This window comes from Arcanobacterium pluranimalium, from assembly GCF_016907845.1.
Classification (GTDB): domain Bacteria; phylum Actinomycetota; class Actinomycetes; order Actinomycetales; family Actinomycetaceae; genus Arcanobacterium_A; species Arcanobacterium_A pluranimalium.
Genome location: NZ_JAFBCS010000001.1, coordinates 711958 through 728259 on the forward strand (window position 1 = coordinate 711958; position 16302 = coordinate 728259).

The 16302-nt window shown below is 51.7% G+C and carries 9 protein-coding genes; 6 read left to right on the forward strand and 3 right to left on the reverse strand.

Going from position 1 to position 16302, the window contains the following annotated elements; translation table 11 throughout:
- Position 1: 1 nt before the first annotated feature.
- The 3 genes from JOD55_RS02970 to JOD55_RS02980 form a co-directional block, all read right to left on the reverse strand.
- Positions 2-1411: a L,D-transpeptidase gene (locus JOD55_RS02970; protein ID WP_204398508.1), complete on the reverse strand. Its 1410-nt coding sequence runs from the start codon at positions 1409-1411 to the stop codon at positions 2-4.
- Between the two features lie 190 nt (positions 1412-1601).
- A complete protein-coding gene (locus tag JOD55_RS02975; protein ID WP_204398510.1) occupies positions 1602-4271 on the reverse strand; it encodes a DEAD/DEAH box helicase in 2670 nt (889 codons plus the stop codon).
- Between the two features lie 70 nt (positions 4272-4341).
- Complete coding sequence (locus JOD55_RS02980; protein ID WP_204398512.1) at positions 4342-4686, reverse strand: DsrE family protein; 345 nt, start codon at positions 4684-4686, stop codon at positions 4342-4344.
- Positions 4687-4912: 226 nt separating this feature from the next.
- Here JOD55_RS02980 and JOD55_RS02985 point away from each other — a divergent pair, with 226 nt between their 5' ends.
- From JOD55_RS02985 to JOD55_RS03010, 6 genes are all read left to right on the forward strand, one after another.
- The gene (locus JOD55_RS02985) at positions 4913-6523 is read left to right on the forward strand and encodes a succinic semialdehyde dehydrogenase (RefSeq protein ID WP_204398514.1); all 1611 of its coding nucleotides are present in this window, start codon (positions 4913-4915) and stop codon (positions 6521-6523) included.
- A 10-nt stretch (positions 6524-6533) separates the two neighbouring features.
- Positions 6534-7382: an SDR family oxidoreductase gene (locus tag JOD55_RS02990; RefSeq protein WP_204398516.1), complete on the forward strand. Its 849-nt coding sequence runs from the start codon at positions 6534-6536 to the stop codon at positions 7380-7382.
- 119 nt (positions 7383-7501) lie between these two features.
- A complete protein-coding gene (rsmI, locus tag JOD55_RS02995) occupies positions 7502-8332 on the forward strand; it encodes a 16S rRNA (cytidine(1402)-2'-O)-methyltransferase (RefSeq protein ID WP_204398518.1) in 831 nt (276 codons plus the stop codon).
- Positions 8325-10556: an MMPL family transporter gene (locus JOD55_RS03000; RefSeq protein WP_204398520.1), complete on the forward strand. Its 2232-nt coding sequence runs from the start codon at positions 8325-8327 to the stop codon at positions 10554-10556. The genes rsmI and JOD55_RS03000 overlap by 8 nt, the downstream gene beginning before the upstream one ends.
- Positions 10557-10821: 265 nt before the next feature.
- Entirely contained in the window at positions 10822-13686 is a 2865-nt protein-coding gene (locus tag JOD55_RS03005) for an LPXTG cell wall anchor domain-containing protein (protein ID WP_204398521.1), read from the forward strand.
- Between the two features lie 166 nt (positions 13687-13852).
- The gene (locus JOD55_RS03010; protein ID WP_204398522.1) at positions 13853-16204 is read left to right on the forward strand and encodes an LPXTG cell wall anchor domain-containing protein; all 2352 of its coding nucleotides are present in this window, start codon (positions 13853-13855) and stop codon (positions 16202-16204) included.
- Positions 16205-16302: the final 98 nt, after the last annotated feature.

Genomic DNA, 16302 nt, shown 5'->3' on the forward strand with positions numbered 1-16302 from the left:
TCTAGCGGTGCGTTACTACCGTGGTGCCGAGCGGCGCCCACTCATAGAGCCATTTTGCGTGGCTAGTCGGCGTGTTCACGCAGCCGTGGGAATCGGCGTAACCGAAGCGTGAACGCCAATACGCTGCGTGAATTGCGTATGGCCCTTTGAAGAACATCACCCATTCTACGTCTGGGGTTTCATACGGCGTGCCGTCAGCGTTTTCGCCTTTCATGGTTTTGCTTGGGTATTTGCGGTCGATAGCGAATGTGCCAACCACGGTAGGAGTCTCGGTGGCTCCATTGACGATTGGGATTGGTCCGCGCACGGCCACGGTGCCCTCATAGGCGGTCATGGTGTGATTGGACAGGTTCACATCAATCCATTTTTCATTGCCATTTGGAGTGTAGGCGAGTGGATTACCTGTGGCGTCAATGATTTTGTCTTCCCATTTCAACTCGGCAGCTGCAACCTGGAAAGTTTCATTCGTGGAGGCATTCTTGCCCATATTGGCAGCAATGGTGCTGGTAATAGCGTCAATATTGGAGACGTTCGTCGCTGCAACTGCTTGCCGGCGCACGATAGTCACTTCGCCGCGCGTGTTGAGGTAGCGCAGACCAGTGACGCCCTCTTTGAGCAGGGGAGCTGCGGTTTGCGTTACCCATGCCTTAACCGCATCCGGGTTGATCTTGGCCTGACCAGAAGTGACGTCTACCCAGGTAACTTTGGCTTCGATTGGTGCGGAAATAGTTTCTTTGCCGGTATTGATCGTAACGTCGGCTTTCGTCAATGCGGTTGCGGCATCAACGAGCGGTTTCAACGATTCTTCAGAGACCGACGGCGAAACGTCAGTAAGTTTCAAAGGGAGCTGGAGGCCTTTTTGGGTGCGAATCATCTCCAATGCGCCTTTTTTGAGATCCGCAGGGTTGACTCCCGTACCTTTGGTGCCTGGTTTTATTTCGAAGCGGTTACCAGCGGCGACGACGCTTGGCTCAACTGGTGTTTTCGCGCTCGACTTTCCCTCAGTGAGGGAGTGAGCGAAGGTAGCCAACGTGGATTCGTTGGTCGAAACTTTTGGTTCGATTGTGCGAGTCGTGAAAGGCGCAGTGAAGTAGCTCGTCCACGACGAATTTGCTGATAAAGCAGCAGCGGCAGTTTCTTGCGCCGCGATAGTTACCCCAAGGTCGTGCAGATTTGCTTTGCGAGGGTTGATGTCATTGCCAGTCAGGCTCAGCGATTCTTTCTTTGCCACGTCCTCAAGCTGCGCGGCGATCTGTTCCGTCGTCATGCCTGTAACGGACACTTCGCCCACTTTGGTGCCAGGCAAAGCCTTATGCCCAATAGCGAAATATGCGATATAAGTGCCGATGGCGAGTGCTAATGCAGCAAAAACACCAACTACACTCCAAGTGATTAAACGCTTCTTTGACATCTACAACGGATCCTATGTCTGACCGAATAACAATAAATAACTATCGAGTTGAATCTTAGACCCAAATACGGAAATTAGCGTATTAAAAATTCACATTTTCTGTAATGGGGTGCACTGCACAATTATCGCACAAAACTTAAGGTTTCCGGCGGCGTCGGAGTGTCAGAAACCAAGTGTGAGGAACCAAGTCTCAGGAACCAAAGAGACGCTCTTGTTCGCGTTCGACGATTGAATGGGCAAGTTGCGCCTCGCTTGCTGGAAGAGCGGTAGCGTCAAGAGCATCGGATTCAGTTGCTTCACTCGAAGTCTGTGCCAGCAAAGACACTTTCGCAAAGCTCTCAAAAAGCTCTGATTTGCGGTGGAGCACAGCGAAAAGGCGTTCATCTACACCCTCTTCAGTGATCAACCTGTGCACCTGCACCGATTCGAGCTGTCCCATGCGGTGTGCACGAGCAATAGCCTGCCATTCGGTCGTCGGTTTGAGCTGCGGTTCGCAGATAATCACTACCGAAGCGCTTTGAATATTGAGCCCAACGCCACCTGCCACGATCTGCGCCAACAGAACCGCACCGGCGTCGGCATTCGAAAAATCGTCAACGATCTCTTGGCGCTTCACCGACGACACCGAGCCAGTAAGTGGCCCAAAAGCCTGCGGGAACTCCTCGCGCAACCGATTCATCGCAGTTAAGAAATACGAGTAGATGATTACGCGATGTCCGTTTTCTTTGGCTTCGTCCACAATTTGCCGTAAGCGTTCGATCTTTGTGGAGTCAGAGCTGAGCATCGCCGCCTGGCGCATCGCCATGAAATTGCCGTCACGAACTGCGTTTTCGTAGATTTCACGATCGCCTTTACTCATCGGCAACCAATCTTCGATCTCGACCAGCTCAGGCAACTCGTTGAGCACATCTTCTTGATTTCTGCGCAAATATGCAGGCGCAACTTGTTTGCGGAAGCGTTTAGGCAAAACAGAAGAATGGATCGCGAGGTCAGGGCGGATATAGCGAATGAGGTGCCGGAATTCGTCGATCCGGTTTTCCATCGGCGTACCCGTCAAAAGGACGGCGTAGCGAGCCTGGGCAATCAGCCGAGCCGTGCGCAGTGAACGCTTTGCATCCGGATTCTTGATGTAATGCGCTTCGTCAACGACCGTGCAGACCACATCGGATTTAGCATCACGCAAGAAGCCCTCGAACCAAGCGAGTGTTTCGAATGTGGTAACGGCGATTCCTCCGTTTTTCTGCCACAGCAGCGCTTCGCTATGCTTATTCGCGCCGTGAATTCGGTATCCGGAAAGTTCTGTTTTGGCGGCTATTTCGCGTAACCAGTTCGTCACGACGGCGGCCGGGCAGACGACGATCGAGTACCGTTTTCCCTGTGCATACAGATGCGCAAGCACAGCCAGTGCTTCCAATGTTTTGCCCAACCCCATTTCGTCTCCCAGGACTACTTTCCCTTGGGAGAGCACGAAACGTGCTCCAAATTTTTGGTATCCACGCAGGTTAGCGGTAAGAAGATCGGTGTCGATCTGGGTTTCTTGCACTTTAGTGGCGATTTCTTCGGGCAATTCGCCACGAATTTTCTTGGAATCAGAGGTGAGGATTCCAATTTCAGCCATGAGGGCATAGGTTTGGGCAGGTTGGCGGGCGAAACGTGACCACACGTCGTCGTCTGAAAATGCTGGCAAATCGCCTAAACCGTTGTATTGGGCGGCAAGTTCGCGACACTCGCGCACGAGCGCCACGAAATCAGTTGCCGGGCGGCCACGACCCACCACAATGAGTCGAGCGGCGTTTCCAGACACATGGTAGGCGCGCGCCTTGATTGCAGCGGCAAAGCTCAACGCCTGTTTGTGGCCGATTGATTCGTGGGCAGCTTGCCAGGTGTAAATCGCGCGTAGCAACTGCGTTTGTTCGCTGGTGCGGTTTGCGACGTCGATACGCACGGGAGTTTCTTCTAAAATCGCGGTATTCAAGGCGCGCGTTGCGCTAACGATGTTCGACGCCGTAGCCTCACCAATTCCTGAAACCTCGCCAACTTTCCAGCGCAAGTCCATGAGCTGCCCGACTGTGAGCAGGGAGTTTTCTTTGAGCACCGAGAGTTTGAGGCGTTCGCGGCTAACGTCTTTGAGATAGTCGATATCGAGGCTGCGCACTCGCTCGGAAGCGGCCTTTTCGCGCAGCTCATGGGAGATTTTTAGGCTCGCTGTACGCAGCTGATTGAGATCGCGAGCTAGGACGTCGAGCTTGTTAACTATTGCGGATAGATCGGCAAATTCGGCCTGGTCAAGGTTGATTACGTCAAGATCGGCTGCCTTTTCCTCTTCGAGGGTGAGCAATTCGCGAAGCGCATACTTGGGGTCGAGAGCGTCGGCTAAAGAGGCGTCTGGAGTGGTTTTGCGCAGCTCTTGGGCGTGCTCGAGAGATTTATCAAAACCGATTTCGAGGCCTTTAGCATGAAGATCGATTAAAAACTGTGCCGCTTTTTCGGCTTGGGCACGCATGCGCGGATTGAGAATACCGGGTTTGCTAGCGTCCAGCGGTGCCGAATCGTGGTGAGCGCGCACGCCTGAATCTAGTACGAGTCGGCCAAATTGTTGATGCTCCATACTGGGAAACTCGGTGCTGGTGTAGCGGTCACGCACGCCAAGCAGGGGGTTTACCGAATCTGGGAGAGGCAGGAGAGTCCATCGTGGCTCGGCATACGGAATATTGATTGCGCTCCCCAAGAGTTTTCTGCCTGCTATTCGATGTTCGCGCAGGATTTGGGCAAGCAAATTGCGCTGCTGTTGCAGCGTACTAATCCAGGTTCCCACTGCGGATCGGCAGCGTTGGAATTGTGCAAAATCGAAACTAGCCATCTTTACTAGTTTAATAGTAAATCGAGTGGGAGGTGGAACCGAGAACCTGTGGTAGCGGTCTTATTGCAGCTTAAGCCTTGATATAGCCGTATCCCTCTTGCTGCAAGCGTGCGATTTCCACAATCCCTGCTGGGACTACCTCTACGTAATCGGGGATCAACTCTGGTTTGACCTGGCGCTCGTTCATTGCGATTTCGCAGATCACGAACCGGACGCCCTCGTCGTGTAGCTCTTTGATTTTGGCGAAGCGCATCGGATCTGAGTCGAGCTGAGAGAAGGATCGGATTGCTCCACCATTGGCCACTACCACTGCTTTTCCTCCTTGAGAGGATCGCACCAGATTGCGAACAGAGCGGATTGTGAATGGCCAACGGTCATTTTCGTTGACGTGAAAGACTATTTTAAGATCGGACATCGGAACACTCCTTAGTGGTAGCTGGGTTTTGCTTAGCTCAAACGTCATTGCTGAGCTGCTAGAACATGCATGTTCAAGCTAATGAAAACCTCGGCGCGAATGCGTCTACAACCAGAATACTCCCTTTTCGGGACTTTGGTCACTATGTGGGAAAGAATTTCACGCGATCAGAGGAATTTTTTCATTTCTTTCCCACATGATTGAAAAAGAGTGCAAAATAGGACTTATGACTGAAACTTTAAGTTCTAAAAAATCCTCCAAGGAATTTTCGAAGCTTGACGAGCGCGGTCGTCAAGCGTTGGAGAGTCTTGCCCCGCGTGTACAGGAGCTTTGCTCAACCGATCCGCAGTCCACGCCAGTTATGGAAGCGAAAACTTCCGCTTTGACTGATTCGGTGATCGCTGAATTGCCCGTCGTTAGAGCTGGCGATCTCGACGCCGTCTTTGCGCGCGCTCGCGAAGTGGCCAAAGTATGGGCCGCAACCGATGTGCGTGAACGCAAGCGTCTGGTGTTGGCCTTTGTGGACGCCGTCTTAGCCAATCGGGACGCAATCCTTGACGTGATCCAATGGGAGAACGGGAAAAGCCGCGGTTCGGCATATGAAGAGGTGTACGACGTCGCGCTGAACTCTCGCTTCTACGCAAAGCACGCCGAAAAAATACTGCGCTCGAAACGAGTGCCGGGAGCGGTGCCGGGGTTGACGCACACGCAAATCAACTACATTCCTAAAGGTGTGGTCGGCATTATCTCGCCGTGGAATTATCCTTTTAACCTTGCCGCGTCTGATGCGATTGCAGCCATTATGGCTGGTAATTCGGTGGTGCTGAAGCCTGATTCGCAAACGCCTTTTTCAGCGCTCGTGGTGAAATCGCTGATGGAGCGGGCAGGTCTTCCTCGAGACCTGTTCCAGGTAGTCATCGGTTCGGGGCGCGAGCTTGGCACGCCCATGATTGAGCAGTCAAATTACATGATGTTCACCGGTTCAACGGCAACTGGACGTTCAATCGCGCAGCGTGCGGGCGAGAATCTCATAGGTTGCTCGGCGGAATTGGGCGGCAAGAATGCCATGATTATTCGCGCGGACGCTCCGGTGGATCGTGCGGCTGCTGCTGCGGTGAAAGCGTGTTTTTCGTCGTCGGGGCAGCTGTGCATTTCGATAGAGCGACTCTATGTGCATCGTGATATTTGGGATGACTTCGTGCCTAAATTTGTGGCTCGGGTTAAGGCGATGAACCTCGAAGCCTCGATGGATTGGAAAGCTGACATTGGGCCTCTCATCAACGATTCGCAGGTGGAGAAAGTTACCGAGCACATTAACGACGCCGTTGCAAAAGGTGCGAAAGTGCTGGCGGGTGGGCATTTGGTACCGGAAGTTTCGAAGCGGGCATTCTTGCCAACAGTGCTGGAGGGTGTGACGCCGGATATGCACGTTTTTGGTGAGGAGACGTTCGGTCCTTTGGTGTCGCTATACCCGTTTGAGACTGACGAACAGGCCTTAAGTCTTGTAAATGCCACAAATTATGGGCTGAATTCTGCAATTTGGTCGGGAAATGTGAAGATTGCTCAGTCAATGGCATTACGTGTAGAAGCCGGTACCGTTAATATTAATGATGGGTACGCCGCAGCATGGGGATCGATCCATGCGCCAAGCGGTGGTTTCAAAGATTCCGGTCTGAGCCATCGCCACGGAGAAGAAGGCATAGTCAAGTACACGGATGTACAGACCGTTGCCACACAGCGCCTCATGCACATCGGGGCACCCAAGATACTTGGGGAAAAGGTGTGGGCGCGCATCCTTCACAGCTACCTCAAGGTGCAGCGAAGGTTTGATCTCTAAGGAGAATAAAATGTTTAGCCGGCCAACTAAAGTACCGATCAAAGGTGCCGTGGTGCTCATTACTGGTGCAGGATCCGGAATTGGGCGTTTGATGGCACTTGGAGCTGCCGAACGAGGAGCTAAAGGCGTCGTGGTGTGGGCTCACAAAGAGCGCGACGCACAGTCGGTAGCTCAGGAGATAAGAACGTTGTATCCGTTGGTTGCGGTGAGCGCATTTGCGGTGGACGTGACCGATTCGCAGCGGGTGAAAGATGCTGCGGCGGCCACGCTCGCCGAGCAAGGGCGCGTAGATATCCTCGTCAACAATGCTGGTATCGTTACAGGCAAGGAATTCCTCGACATCACCGACGACGAAGTGCAGCGTACTCTCGAAGTGAACACGATTTCGCACTTCAAGACAGTGCGGGAGTTCTTGCCAGGAATGCTTGAGCGCGATCGCGGTTCAATTGTGACTGTCGCATCGGCGGCAGGATTAGTTGGCGTGGCTAAACAGGCCGATTACAACGCATCGAAATTTGGTGCGGTGGGTTTTGCGCAGTCGCTACGTGCAGAGCTGCGCTATAAGGGTTCGCACGTGCATACGCTTCTGTACTGCCCATATTACATTTCTACCGGAATGTTTGATGGGGTAAAAACGAAGTTCCCACTGCTGCTGCCGATCCTTAAGCCGGAGAAAGTGGCAAAGCAAGTGCTTGATGCAATCGAAGCTGGAACGCAGATGAAAGTTGCTCCACCTATCGTGCGCCTCGTACAGCTCATGCAGCCTTTCCCGGTTCCGTTTGTGGACGAAGTTCTCCAATTCTTCGGCATTAACTCCACGATGGACGAGTTCAAAGGCAAGAAGCCGCGGCCAGCCTGACGAGCGTTTTTCGCTAGTTTTCCCGAGTTTATCGGGAGTGCTTTATTGGGGTGCTTGGATTTCGCGTATGCTGAAATCCAAGCACTTTCCTTTTGATTCAAGGTTCTAAGGCGGCATTGATGATTATTTTGGCTGGTACTCCTCTTGGTAACGACGGCGACGCTTCGCCGCGTTTGCGTGAGAGCCTCGAAAGCGCTGATCTTATTGCTGCTGAGGACACGCGGCGTCTGTTAAACCTAGTGGGGCGACTCGGTGTGGCGATCCACGCGCCCGTTGTGCCTTATCACGACCATAATGAAGCGCAAAAAGCTCCTGATCTGATTGCGGCAGCTCAAGCTGGGAAAACTGTGGTGATGGTTTCGGATGCAGGTATGCCGTCTGTGTCCGATCCGGGTTATCGTCTCGTTTCGATGGCGGCCGACGCCGGTGTGCCGGTTACCGTGGTGCCAGGGCCTTCTGCCGTGCTCACCGCCTTGGCCGTATCTGGGCTTGCGTCGGATCGTTTTACTTTTGAGGGGTTTGTGCCGCGCAAGGACGGCGAGCGAAAGGCGTTTTTGCAAGATTTAGCTCGTGAACAGCGCACGATGATCTTCTTTGAGTCGCCGCGGCGTTTGTATGACACTCTCAATGCGATGTGTGAGGTATTCGGTGCGGATCGAAAAGCTGCTGTTTGCCGAGAACTCACGAAGGTGTATGAAGAAGTGCGGCGCGGGACTTTGGGTGAGCTTGCGGAATGGGCGAAGGGTGAAGTACTCGGAGAGATTTGCCTGGTGATTGAGGGTATCGCGAATGATGGCAGTGATGTGGCGGCGCAGCACGTCGATGAGGTGCTTGCCTTGGCTGAGCGTGGCTTGCGCTTGAAAGACGCAGCGGCTCATGTGGCAGAGCGTGAGAAATTGCGTAAGAATGAGCTCTACCGATTGGCAATTAGATTAGGGAAGCATGAGTAAATTAGATATTTTTGGATCGAAGAAAGCATGGCCATTAAGGGCCGCTTTCCTCGTATTTTGGCTGATGATTTTCGCATTTGGTGGCATGGCGCAGGGCAAGATTTCAACTGTAACCACCAACGATCAAGCTACGTTCCTTCCGCTCTCAGCAGAGTCCACATTGGCGGCGAAAGCGGCGAAAGATTTTCTTAAAGAGGAGTCGGTGCCGCTGCTCATTGTGGCTGTGAACAAGTCTGACGAGAAAATTTCACCCGAGAGCTTCGCGCAGGTGCGCACCGAAGCTCACAAATTGGGCGACTTGAAGGTTACTGGATCCCAGACTTTAGCGGACCTGAGCGAGGGCGCGATCGTAACGATCCCGAACCCAAAGCAGGACGCCGTGCTCCTGCCGGTTCTTTTGGATAAAACGAAGGTTAGCCAGCTCAACGATGCTGGAAAGATGAAGCTCGGCGAAGTGGTCAATAATCTGCGCAAGCATTTTGAGATCACTGGGAACGATCTCAGCCTTGATTTCTATGTGACTGGTCCGGCGGGAATTGCTTCCGATATCGGTAGTGCATTCGCGGGAATCGATCTAACGTTGCTGCTGGTGGCGTTGATTTTGGTGTTCGTGATTCTGCTCGTGGTGTATCGTTCGGTTTTGTTGCCGCTGGCGGTGCTGCTTACGGCGATCACGGCCTTGTGTGGTGCTGTGCTGGTGGTTTACCAGTTGGCGAAGGCTGATGTGTTGACGCTCAATGGCCAGACTCAGGGGATTTTGGCGATCCTTGTGGTGGGTGCAACCACCGATTACTGTCTACTGCTGATTGCGCGTTACCGCGAAGAGCTGGGTGCACGTGAGTTGCCGCGGGAGGCGATTGGCGCGGCGATTCGAGGCACGTGGGAGCCGATCGTAGCTTCTGGCGGCACGGTGATCGCCGGTTTGCTCACGCTGCTACTTTCGGATTTGTCGTCTACGTCCTCGCTCGGGCCAATTGCCTCAATTGGGATCGTATTTGCCATGCTCGCTGCGCTTACTTTGCTGCCTGGCGTTTTGTTACTTCCCGGTAAGCGCGCGCGGATAATGTTCTGGCCGGCAAAAATCAAACATTCAGCCAGCTCAACGGTGATTGCCGAGCGAACAGTTGCGGATGCTGACAGTGTTGTGGCTGCGAATCATCCGTTCTGGCACAAGATCTCAGTGTTTGTGAGCCGACACGGTAGGGCTGTCTGGATTGGCTCTTTGGTATTCTTGCTGGTATTTGCGGCTTTTGCACCGTCGTTCAAAGCGAGCGGCGTATCGGCTTTTGACACGTTCATGCACAAAACTGAATCGGCTGAGGGCTTTAAGCTGCTCGAAAAGAAGTTCGAATTGGGTTCGAGCCAGCCTACGACTGTGGTGGTTAAGGAAGACCAATACAAGGAAGCGATTGAGCGCATTTCGGCGATTGAGGGTGTGTCTGCCGTTGTTCCGCAGTCAGATACCCCAACACAACCGGGCAGACCAGCGCCGCCAAACTTGGTTCCGAAAGTGGTTGATGGGCGAGTATTGCTCAACGTCACTACGTTGATGCCTGCGGAAGACGCCGGTGCTTCCGTCGTCGTCGAAAAGATACGTACTGAGGTGCGCGGTATTGATGCGGGGGCGCTTGTGGGTGGACCTGCTGCTCAGACGCTCGATACGCAGACGACGGCGCGGGGTGATTTTGCGAAAATCGTGCCAGTGGTGCTCGTGGTTATTCTCATTATGTTGATTTTGCTCTTGCGGGCTGTGGTTGCGCCAGTGCTGATTTTGGTGGCGAATATTGTGTCGTTTGCAAGTGCGATGGGGCTGTGTGCGCTGCTGTTTAACCATGTGTTTGGATTCCCGGGCGCTGATGCTTCGGTGCCGATTTATGCGTTCGTATTCCTGGTGGCATTGGGGATCGACTATACGATCTTTTTGATGTCGCGCGTGCGTGAAGAATCGCGGCGTTATGGCACTGAGGTGGGAGTACGTCATGGCGTGGCTGTGACGGGTGGCGTGATCACCTCGGCTGGTGTGGTGTTGGCTGCTACTTTTGCGGCGCTCGCGGTGGTGTCTTTGCTCTTTATGGTGCAGCTGGCTGTGATCGTGGCTTTGGGAATTGTGATTGACACGTTTATTGTGCGATCGCTGCTTGTGCCTGGTGTGGTGTTGGAATTTGGCGATCGGGTGTGGTGGCCGTCGAAGCTCAACGAGCGGGCGAAAGGTAATATGCAGTAAACGCTAGGCCACGCTGTGGCTGACTTGGACGGGGGCGGCTCGAGGCGAGCCGCCCCCCCCGTTTGTTGGTTGTTACGTTCGTTTTGTCTTTTTTGTATCCGTTTCGGCGTTTGAAGATGTTTGAATTTTTGCGCCCGTATGACCTTTTTACCCCGTATTTTCGGGCAATATTTGCTATTTTTCTCGATTCTTCATTAGGATTCAAGAAGATTTTATTAGTTTAATAACGATAGCTACTGTTTTATTTTTAAGTGGGGTGCTGGTTATGCGGAAAACGCGTGATGCTGGACTAGTAATGGCGGTAATCGTGTTGATTATGGCGGTTGTTGGTTTTCGTGGCGTATTGACTGCACCTCAGGCTTATGCTGCTGATCCGAATGTTGATATAGCGGCGCAGTTGACTGGGCCATTGAGTGAGTATAAGGGTAAGCCTTTTACGTATGACCTTACGGTGTCTAATGTGGGTGCGACTGATGCTGGTGGCTCTACGCTCACGTTTACTGCTGGTAGCGGTTCGACTGGGTTAAAGATCGTCTGTGCCAGTGCCACTGGTGGAGCTGTGTGCCCCACAAATCTTGCGGTTTCTGGTTTAAATGCCACCGGTACGATTGCTACTTTTCCTGCAGGCGGGGTAGTTCATCTGACCGTGACGGGCTATTTTGGCTATGATTCGAGTGCTACTGCTACGTTGAGCGTTAATCCTTCGGCTGGTTCAACGGATATTAATCCTGTATCGAATACTGTTTCGCAGCAGACGTCACTTTCTGGTGATGCGGTTGTGTCTGTGACTAAGACTCAGGATAAGGCGAGTGTTGTTTCTGGTGAGGCGCGTACGTATACGGTGACGTATCGCAATGACGGGCCAGCAGATCTATTGGGATTTCATATCTACGATAGGTATGCACATTACTCAGCGCGTTCGTCCTCAATATCTTTGGATTCGACGTCTTGCGTTGCGTCTGGCGGTGCCGTGTGCCCGGCGGCGACTAAAACACTTCCTTACGTGGTGACCAACTATAGCGAAATGACTCCTTTCAATGCGTATGGGAATGCGTATCTAACTGTGAGTTTGCCGGCGGGTTCGTCGTTAACTTTCACATTTACGATTACTGACGTCATACCCTGTAATACGCAGTCGAGCTTACCGGTAGACAGTCCGACTGACATGGATGCATTCCTGCCTGGTGCAGTAGTAAAAGATGTTTCGGGGACTGTGGTTACGTCAATCAGCACCACGGTTAAGGGAAATATTAGTAGTATTCCTGCGTGTCCGACGGCGGTATTGTCTGTTTCTAAAGTCCAGGATAAAGCTACTGTCTCTTCTGGACAGGCAAGAACTTATACTCTCACTTACCGTAATGATGGCCCTGCTGATTTAGTAGGTGTGCATATTTATGATTACTACGATCATACGAATAGATCCCAGTCAATTACGATCACTTCTATTTCGTGTGCGGTGACTGGTGGGACGGTTTGTCCGACGCAAACTCGGGCTGTTCCGTACACGGTAACGAATACTACTAATATTGAGCCTTTTGTGATCTATGGAAAAAATTTTCTCACGGTAGACATGCCTGCCGGATCTACCATGGAATTTACGATGGTTGTAGTGGATACGTTCCAGTGTTCGGCGCAATCGAGTACAACTGTAAACAATATGGGCAGAATTGACACCATTCCAGTGGGAGTGACCGCTACCGATACGAAAGGTACGGTGGTCGATGAAGTTGTAGCTAACGTGAATGGCACGATTGACAGTATTCCTGCTTGTCCTGAGGCGGTATTGTCGGTAACCAAGACGCAGGACAAAGTCGGCGTAATTTCAGGAGAGCCAAGGACTTACACGTTGACCTATCGCAATGATGGCCCGGCGGATCTAGTGGGAATTCATATTTTTGATCTATATTCGCATGCGGTAAGGTCGTCGTCTATATCGCTTATTTCGGCATCGTGTGCTGCTACGGGTGGTGCTGTGTGTCCGGCTATTACACGATCTTTTCCTTATGTGGTTATGAATTCAACCCAATTAGAACCATTCAGCATTTATGGTAATAACTGGCTTTCAGTGAATATGCCCGCTGGGTCAACGCTTGAGTTCAAATCAACTATCACTGATATTTTGAATTGCAACGATTCGATAGTGGCTTCAGTCAGCAATATGGGGCGTTTCGACACTGTGCCAGTTGGTATTGTTGCCAAGGATACCTCAGGTAAAATCGTTAATGAAGTTGCCGCATCGGTCGATGGTACTCTCGATGGGACTTCCAGTGTCGATGTGTCGACGACGACGTCGCTCTCCACCTCAACGCCGCAGCCTTTGGGGTCTTTGACGGCTACGTCTACTATTTCCAATTCGTGCCATACAGCTATAAATGTACCGGTGATGGTTAAGCTTCCTCGCGATGGATTTTTGATAGATGCGTCTACTCTTCCTGCGTGTACGGCCACCGGTGGGGCGGCGTGTCCGGCTGATCTTCACTATGATTCTGCAAGTAATGCGGTAGTAGGAACTGCATCATCTATTCCTGCTAATGGGAAAATTACTCTTAATCTGATTGGTACTGCGGGTGTTATTCCGCCAACTACTGCTTCGTATAAGGTCACTACTTCAGCTCCGGTGCAAGGGGATAATTTTCCAACTTTTCAGACTTTGAATGAGTCGAATGCTACTTTTGCTTATTCGAATGTGCAGTCTCCGGTGACGGCGAAGGTGACTGTGTCTGGTGGTCCTGCTGGTGGTTGGTCTGGTTCGATGGATGGTACCTTGGTGTGTCAGAATCAGGGGTCTTTTCCGTTTACGTTGAGTGTGGTTAATGGTGTGTCTGCTGTGACGTCGGTAGTTGCGGCCTTGTGGGAACACGACACCTGCACTGCTACGTTAGATTCTCCAGCTCCGCCACAAGGCTATAAATGGGATAAGTGGTCAAGTGGGCCAAGCGTTACCAAAACGGACATGGTAGGTATTCAGCAGTTTGATTTTTCTGCCAATCTGATTCCTGATATTACGCCGATGGTTCCTTTATTGCCTGACACTGGCGGTCGATCGGCAGTGTCTTTCACAGTCGTCGGTATATCCTTTCTGGGTATTAGCCTCCTGTTTGTAGCGTGGAAACGTCGGCGTTCTGCATAGGAAGTATTTTGGAAACGCCTAAAATACCGTATGTTAATACGGTGGAAAATATTTTTACAATTACCCCAAGTTTCGCTATTATTGAATAATAGATTATTTATATCTGCTTATTGCCCCTTCCTAGCGTTACGGTTGCTTTTATATGCTTAAATCTCGCAATGCCCTCGTGGCTCTATGTGCTGTGGTGATCGTGTTTTGTGCGGTTGGGTTTAATGCTTTAACGGTTGTTCCGCGCGCTTATGCTGCTGATCCAACCGTTGATATTGCTGCGCAGTTGTCGGGTCCGACGAGCGAATTAAAAGGTAAGCCCTTTACCTATGATGTAACGGTTTCTAATGTGGGTACTGGCGATGCTGGTGGCTCTACCTTTACTTTTACCGCGGGTAGTGGTTCGACTGGGTTAAAGATTGTGTGTGCTAGTGCCAGTGGTGGAGCTGCGTGCCCTACGAATCTTGCGCTGTCGGGTTTGAATGCCACCGGTACTGTCGGTACGTTTCCTGTAGGTGGGGTTGTTCATCTCACTGTGACGGGTTTCTTTGGGTTCGGTACGAGTTCTACTGCAACACTCTCTGTGAATCCTCCTTCTGGTTCGACTGATACTAACCCGGCGTCTAATACCGTTTCGCAGCAGACGGCACTCTCCGGCGAAGCGATTGTGTCGGTGACGAAGACGCAGGATAAGGCGAGTGTTGCTAATGGTGAGGCGCGTACGTATACGGTGACGTATCGTAATGATGGTCCTGCGGATTTGCGTGGTGTGAGGCTTGACGATCAGTACACTGCCAGTGGTGGTGGTGTTGTGGCAGTTGAGGCTGCTTCGTGCTCGGCTACTGGTGGTGCGGTGTGTCCTGTTCAGGTGCAGTCTTTGCCTTATCAGTCGGCTTCAAGTTATCTGACTATTTTTCCGAACAATATTTATACGAGTTCTTCGGTGTTGGTGGCTGATTTGCCTGCTAATTCGTCGTTGACTTTTGTTTATACGGTGCGGACAACGATTACGTCGTGTTCGACGCAGTCCACTATTGGTGATCGTAATCAAGCTCAAATGCAAAGTTTTCCTGCGGGGATCACGGTTAAGGATGTGAATGGGAATCCTGTTTCGTATGTCATCACCCAAGTAAACGGAACGATTACAGGTATTTCGGTTTGTCCTTCAGCTACGGTTGCTGTGACTAAGGTTCAGGATAAGGCGAGTGTTGCTAATGGTGAGGCGCGTACGTATACGGTGACGTATCGTAATGATGGTCCTGCGGATTTGCGTGGTGTGAGGCTTGACGATCAGTACACTGCCAGTGGTGGTGGTGTTGTGGCAGTTGAGGCTGCTTCGTGCTCGGCTACTGGTGGTGCGGTGTGTCCTGTTCAGGTGCAGTCTTTGCCTTATCAGTCGGCTTCAAGTTATCTGACTATTTTTCCGAACAATATTTATACGAGTTCTTCGGTGTTGGTGGCTGATTTGCCTGCTAATTCGTCGTTGACTTTTGTTTATACGGTGCGGACAACGATTACGTCGTGTTCGACGCAGTCCACTATTGGTGATCGTAATCAAGCTCAAATGCAAAGTTTTCCTGCGGGGATCACGGTTAAGGATGTGAATGGGAATCCTGTTTCGTATGTCATCACCCAAGTAAACGGAACGATTGATGTTTCATCGGTTGTGGACGTTTCTACTACCACGTCAGTGTCGAATCCGAATCCGCAGCCTCTCGGTGCTTTGACGGCTACGTCGACTATTTCTAATTCCTGCCATACGGCTACAAATGTTCCGGTTACGGTCAAGTTGCCAGAGAATGGATTTTTAGCCCCGCAGCCTGCTACGCCTACCTGCACGGCTTCGGGTGGTGCTACCTGCCCAGCCGATCTGCGGTTTGATGCGGCAACGAATTCGATTCTTGGAACTGTAGGTTCTATTCCTGCTGGTGGAAACGTAGTGTTGAGCCTGCTCGGAACCGCGGGAGTTATTCCACCTACTACTGCCTCGTATAAAATCACGAGCACCGCTCCTGCGGCCAACGACACAATTCCTACTGTTGGTACGTTGAATGAGTCGAATGCTACGTTTGCTTATTCGAATGTGCAGTCTGCGGTGACGGCGAAGGTGACTGTTTCTGGTGGTCCGGCTGGTGGTTGGTCTGGTTCGATGGATGGCACCTTGGTGTGCCAAACTCAAGGGTCTTTTCCGTTTACTTTGGATGTGGTTAATGGTGCATCGCAGGTGACGTCTGTGGTTGCGGCCTTGTGGGAACACGACACCTGCACTGCTACGTTGACTCGGCCTGATCCTCCTGCAGGCTATTCGTGGGGCGATTGGACTGCAGGTCCGAGCTTTACGCGTACCAATATTGTGGGTGCTCAGCATTTTGACTTCGCCACGAGCCTAGTTTCAGATGCCGTTCCCTTCATTCCGCAACTACCGTTCACGGGCGGTCGCTCAGCGGTATCATTCACAATCACAGGTCTATCTCTGCTCGGACTTAGCCTCTTATTTATTGTTTGGAGGCGCCGAAAAGTAATCAGTTAACGAACGTTGGCTGCCCCTTTTCGCGCATTCGCGAATGACCTTACGCAGCAAATAAACCCATAACTTTCAAAAATTATCAATTCAATTAACTTCAATAG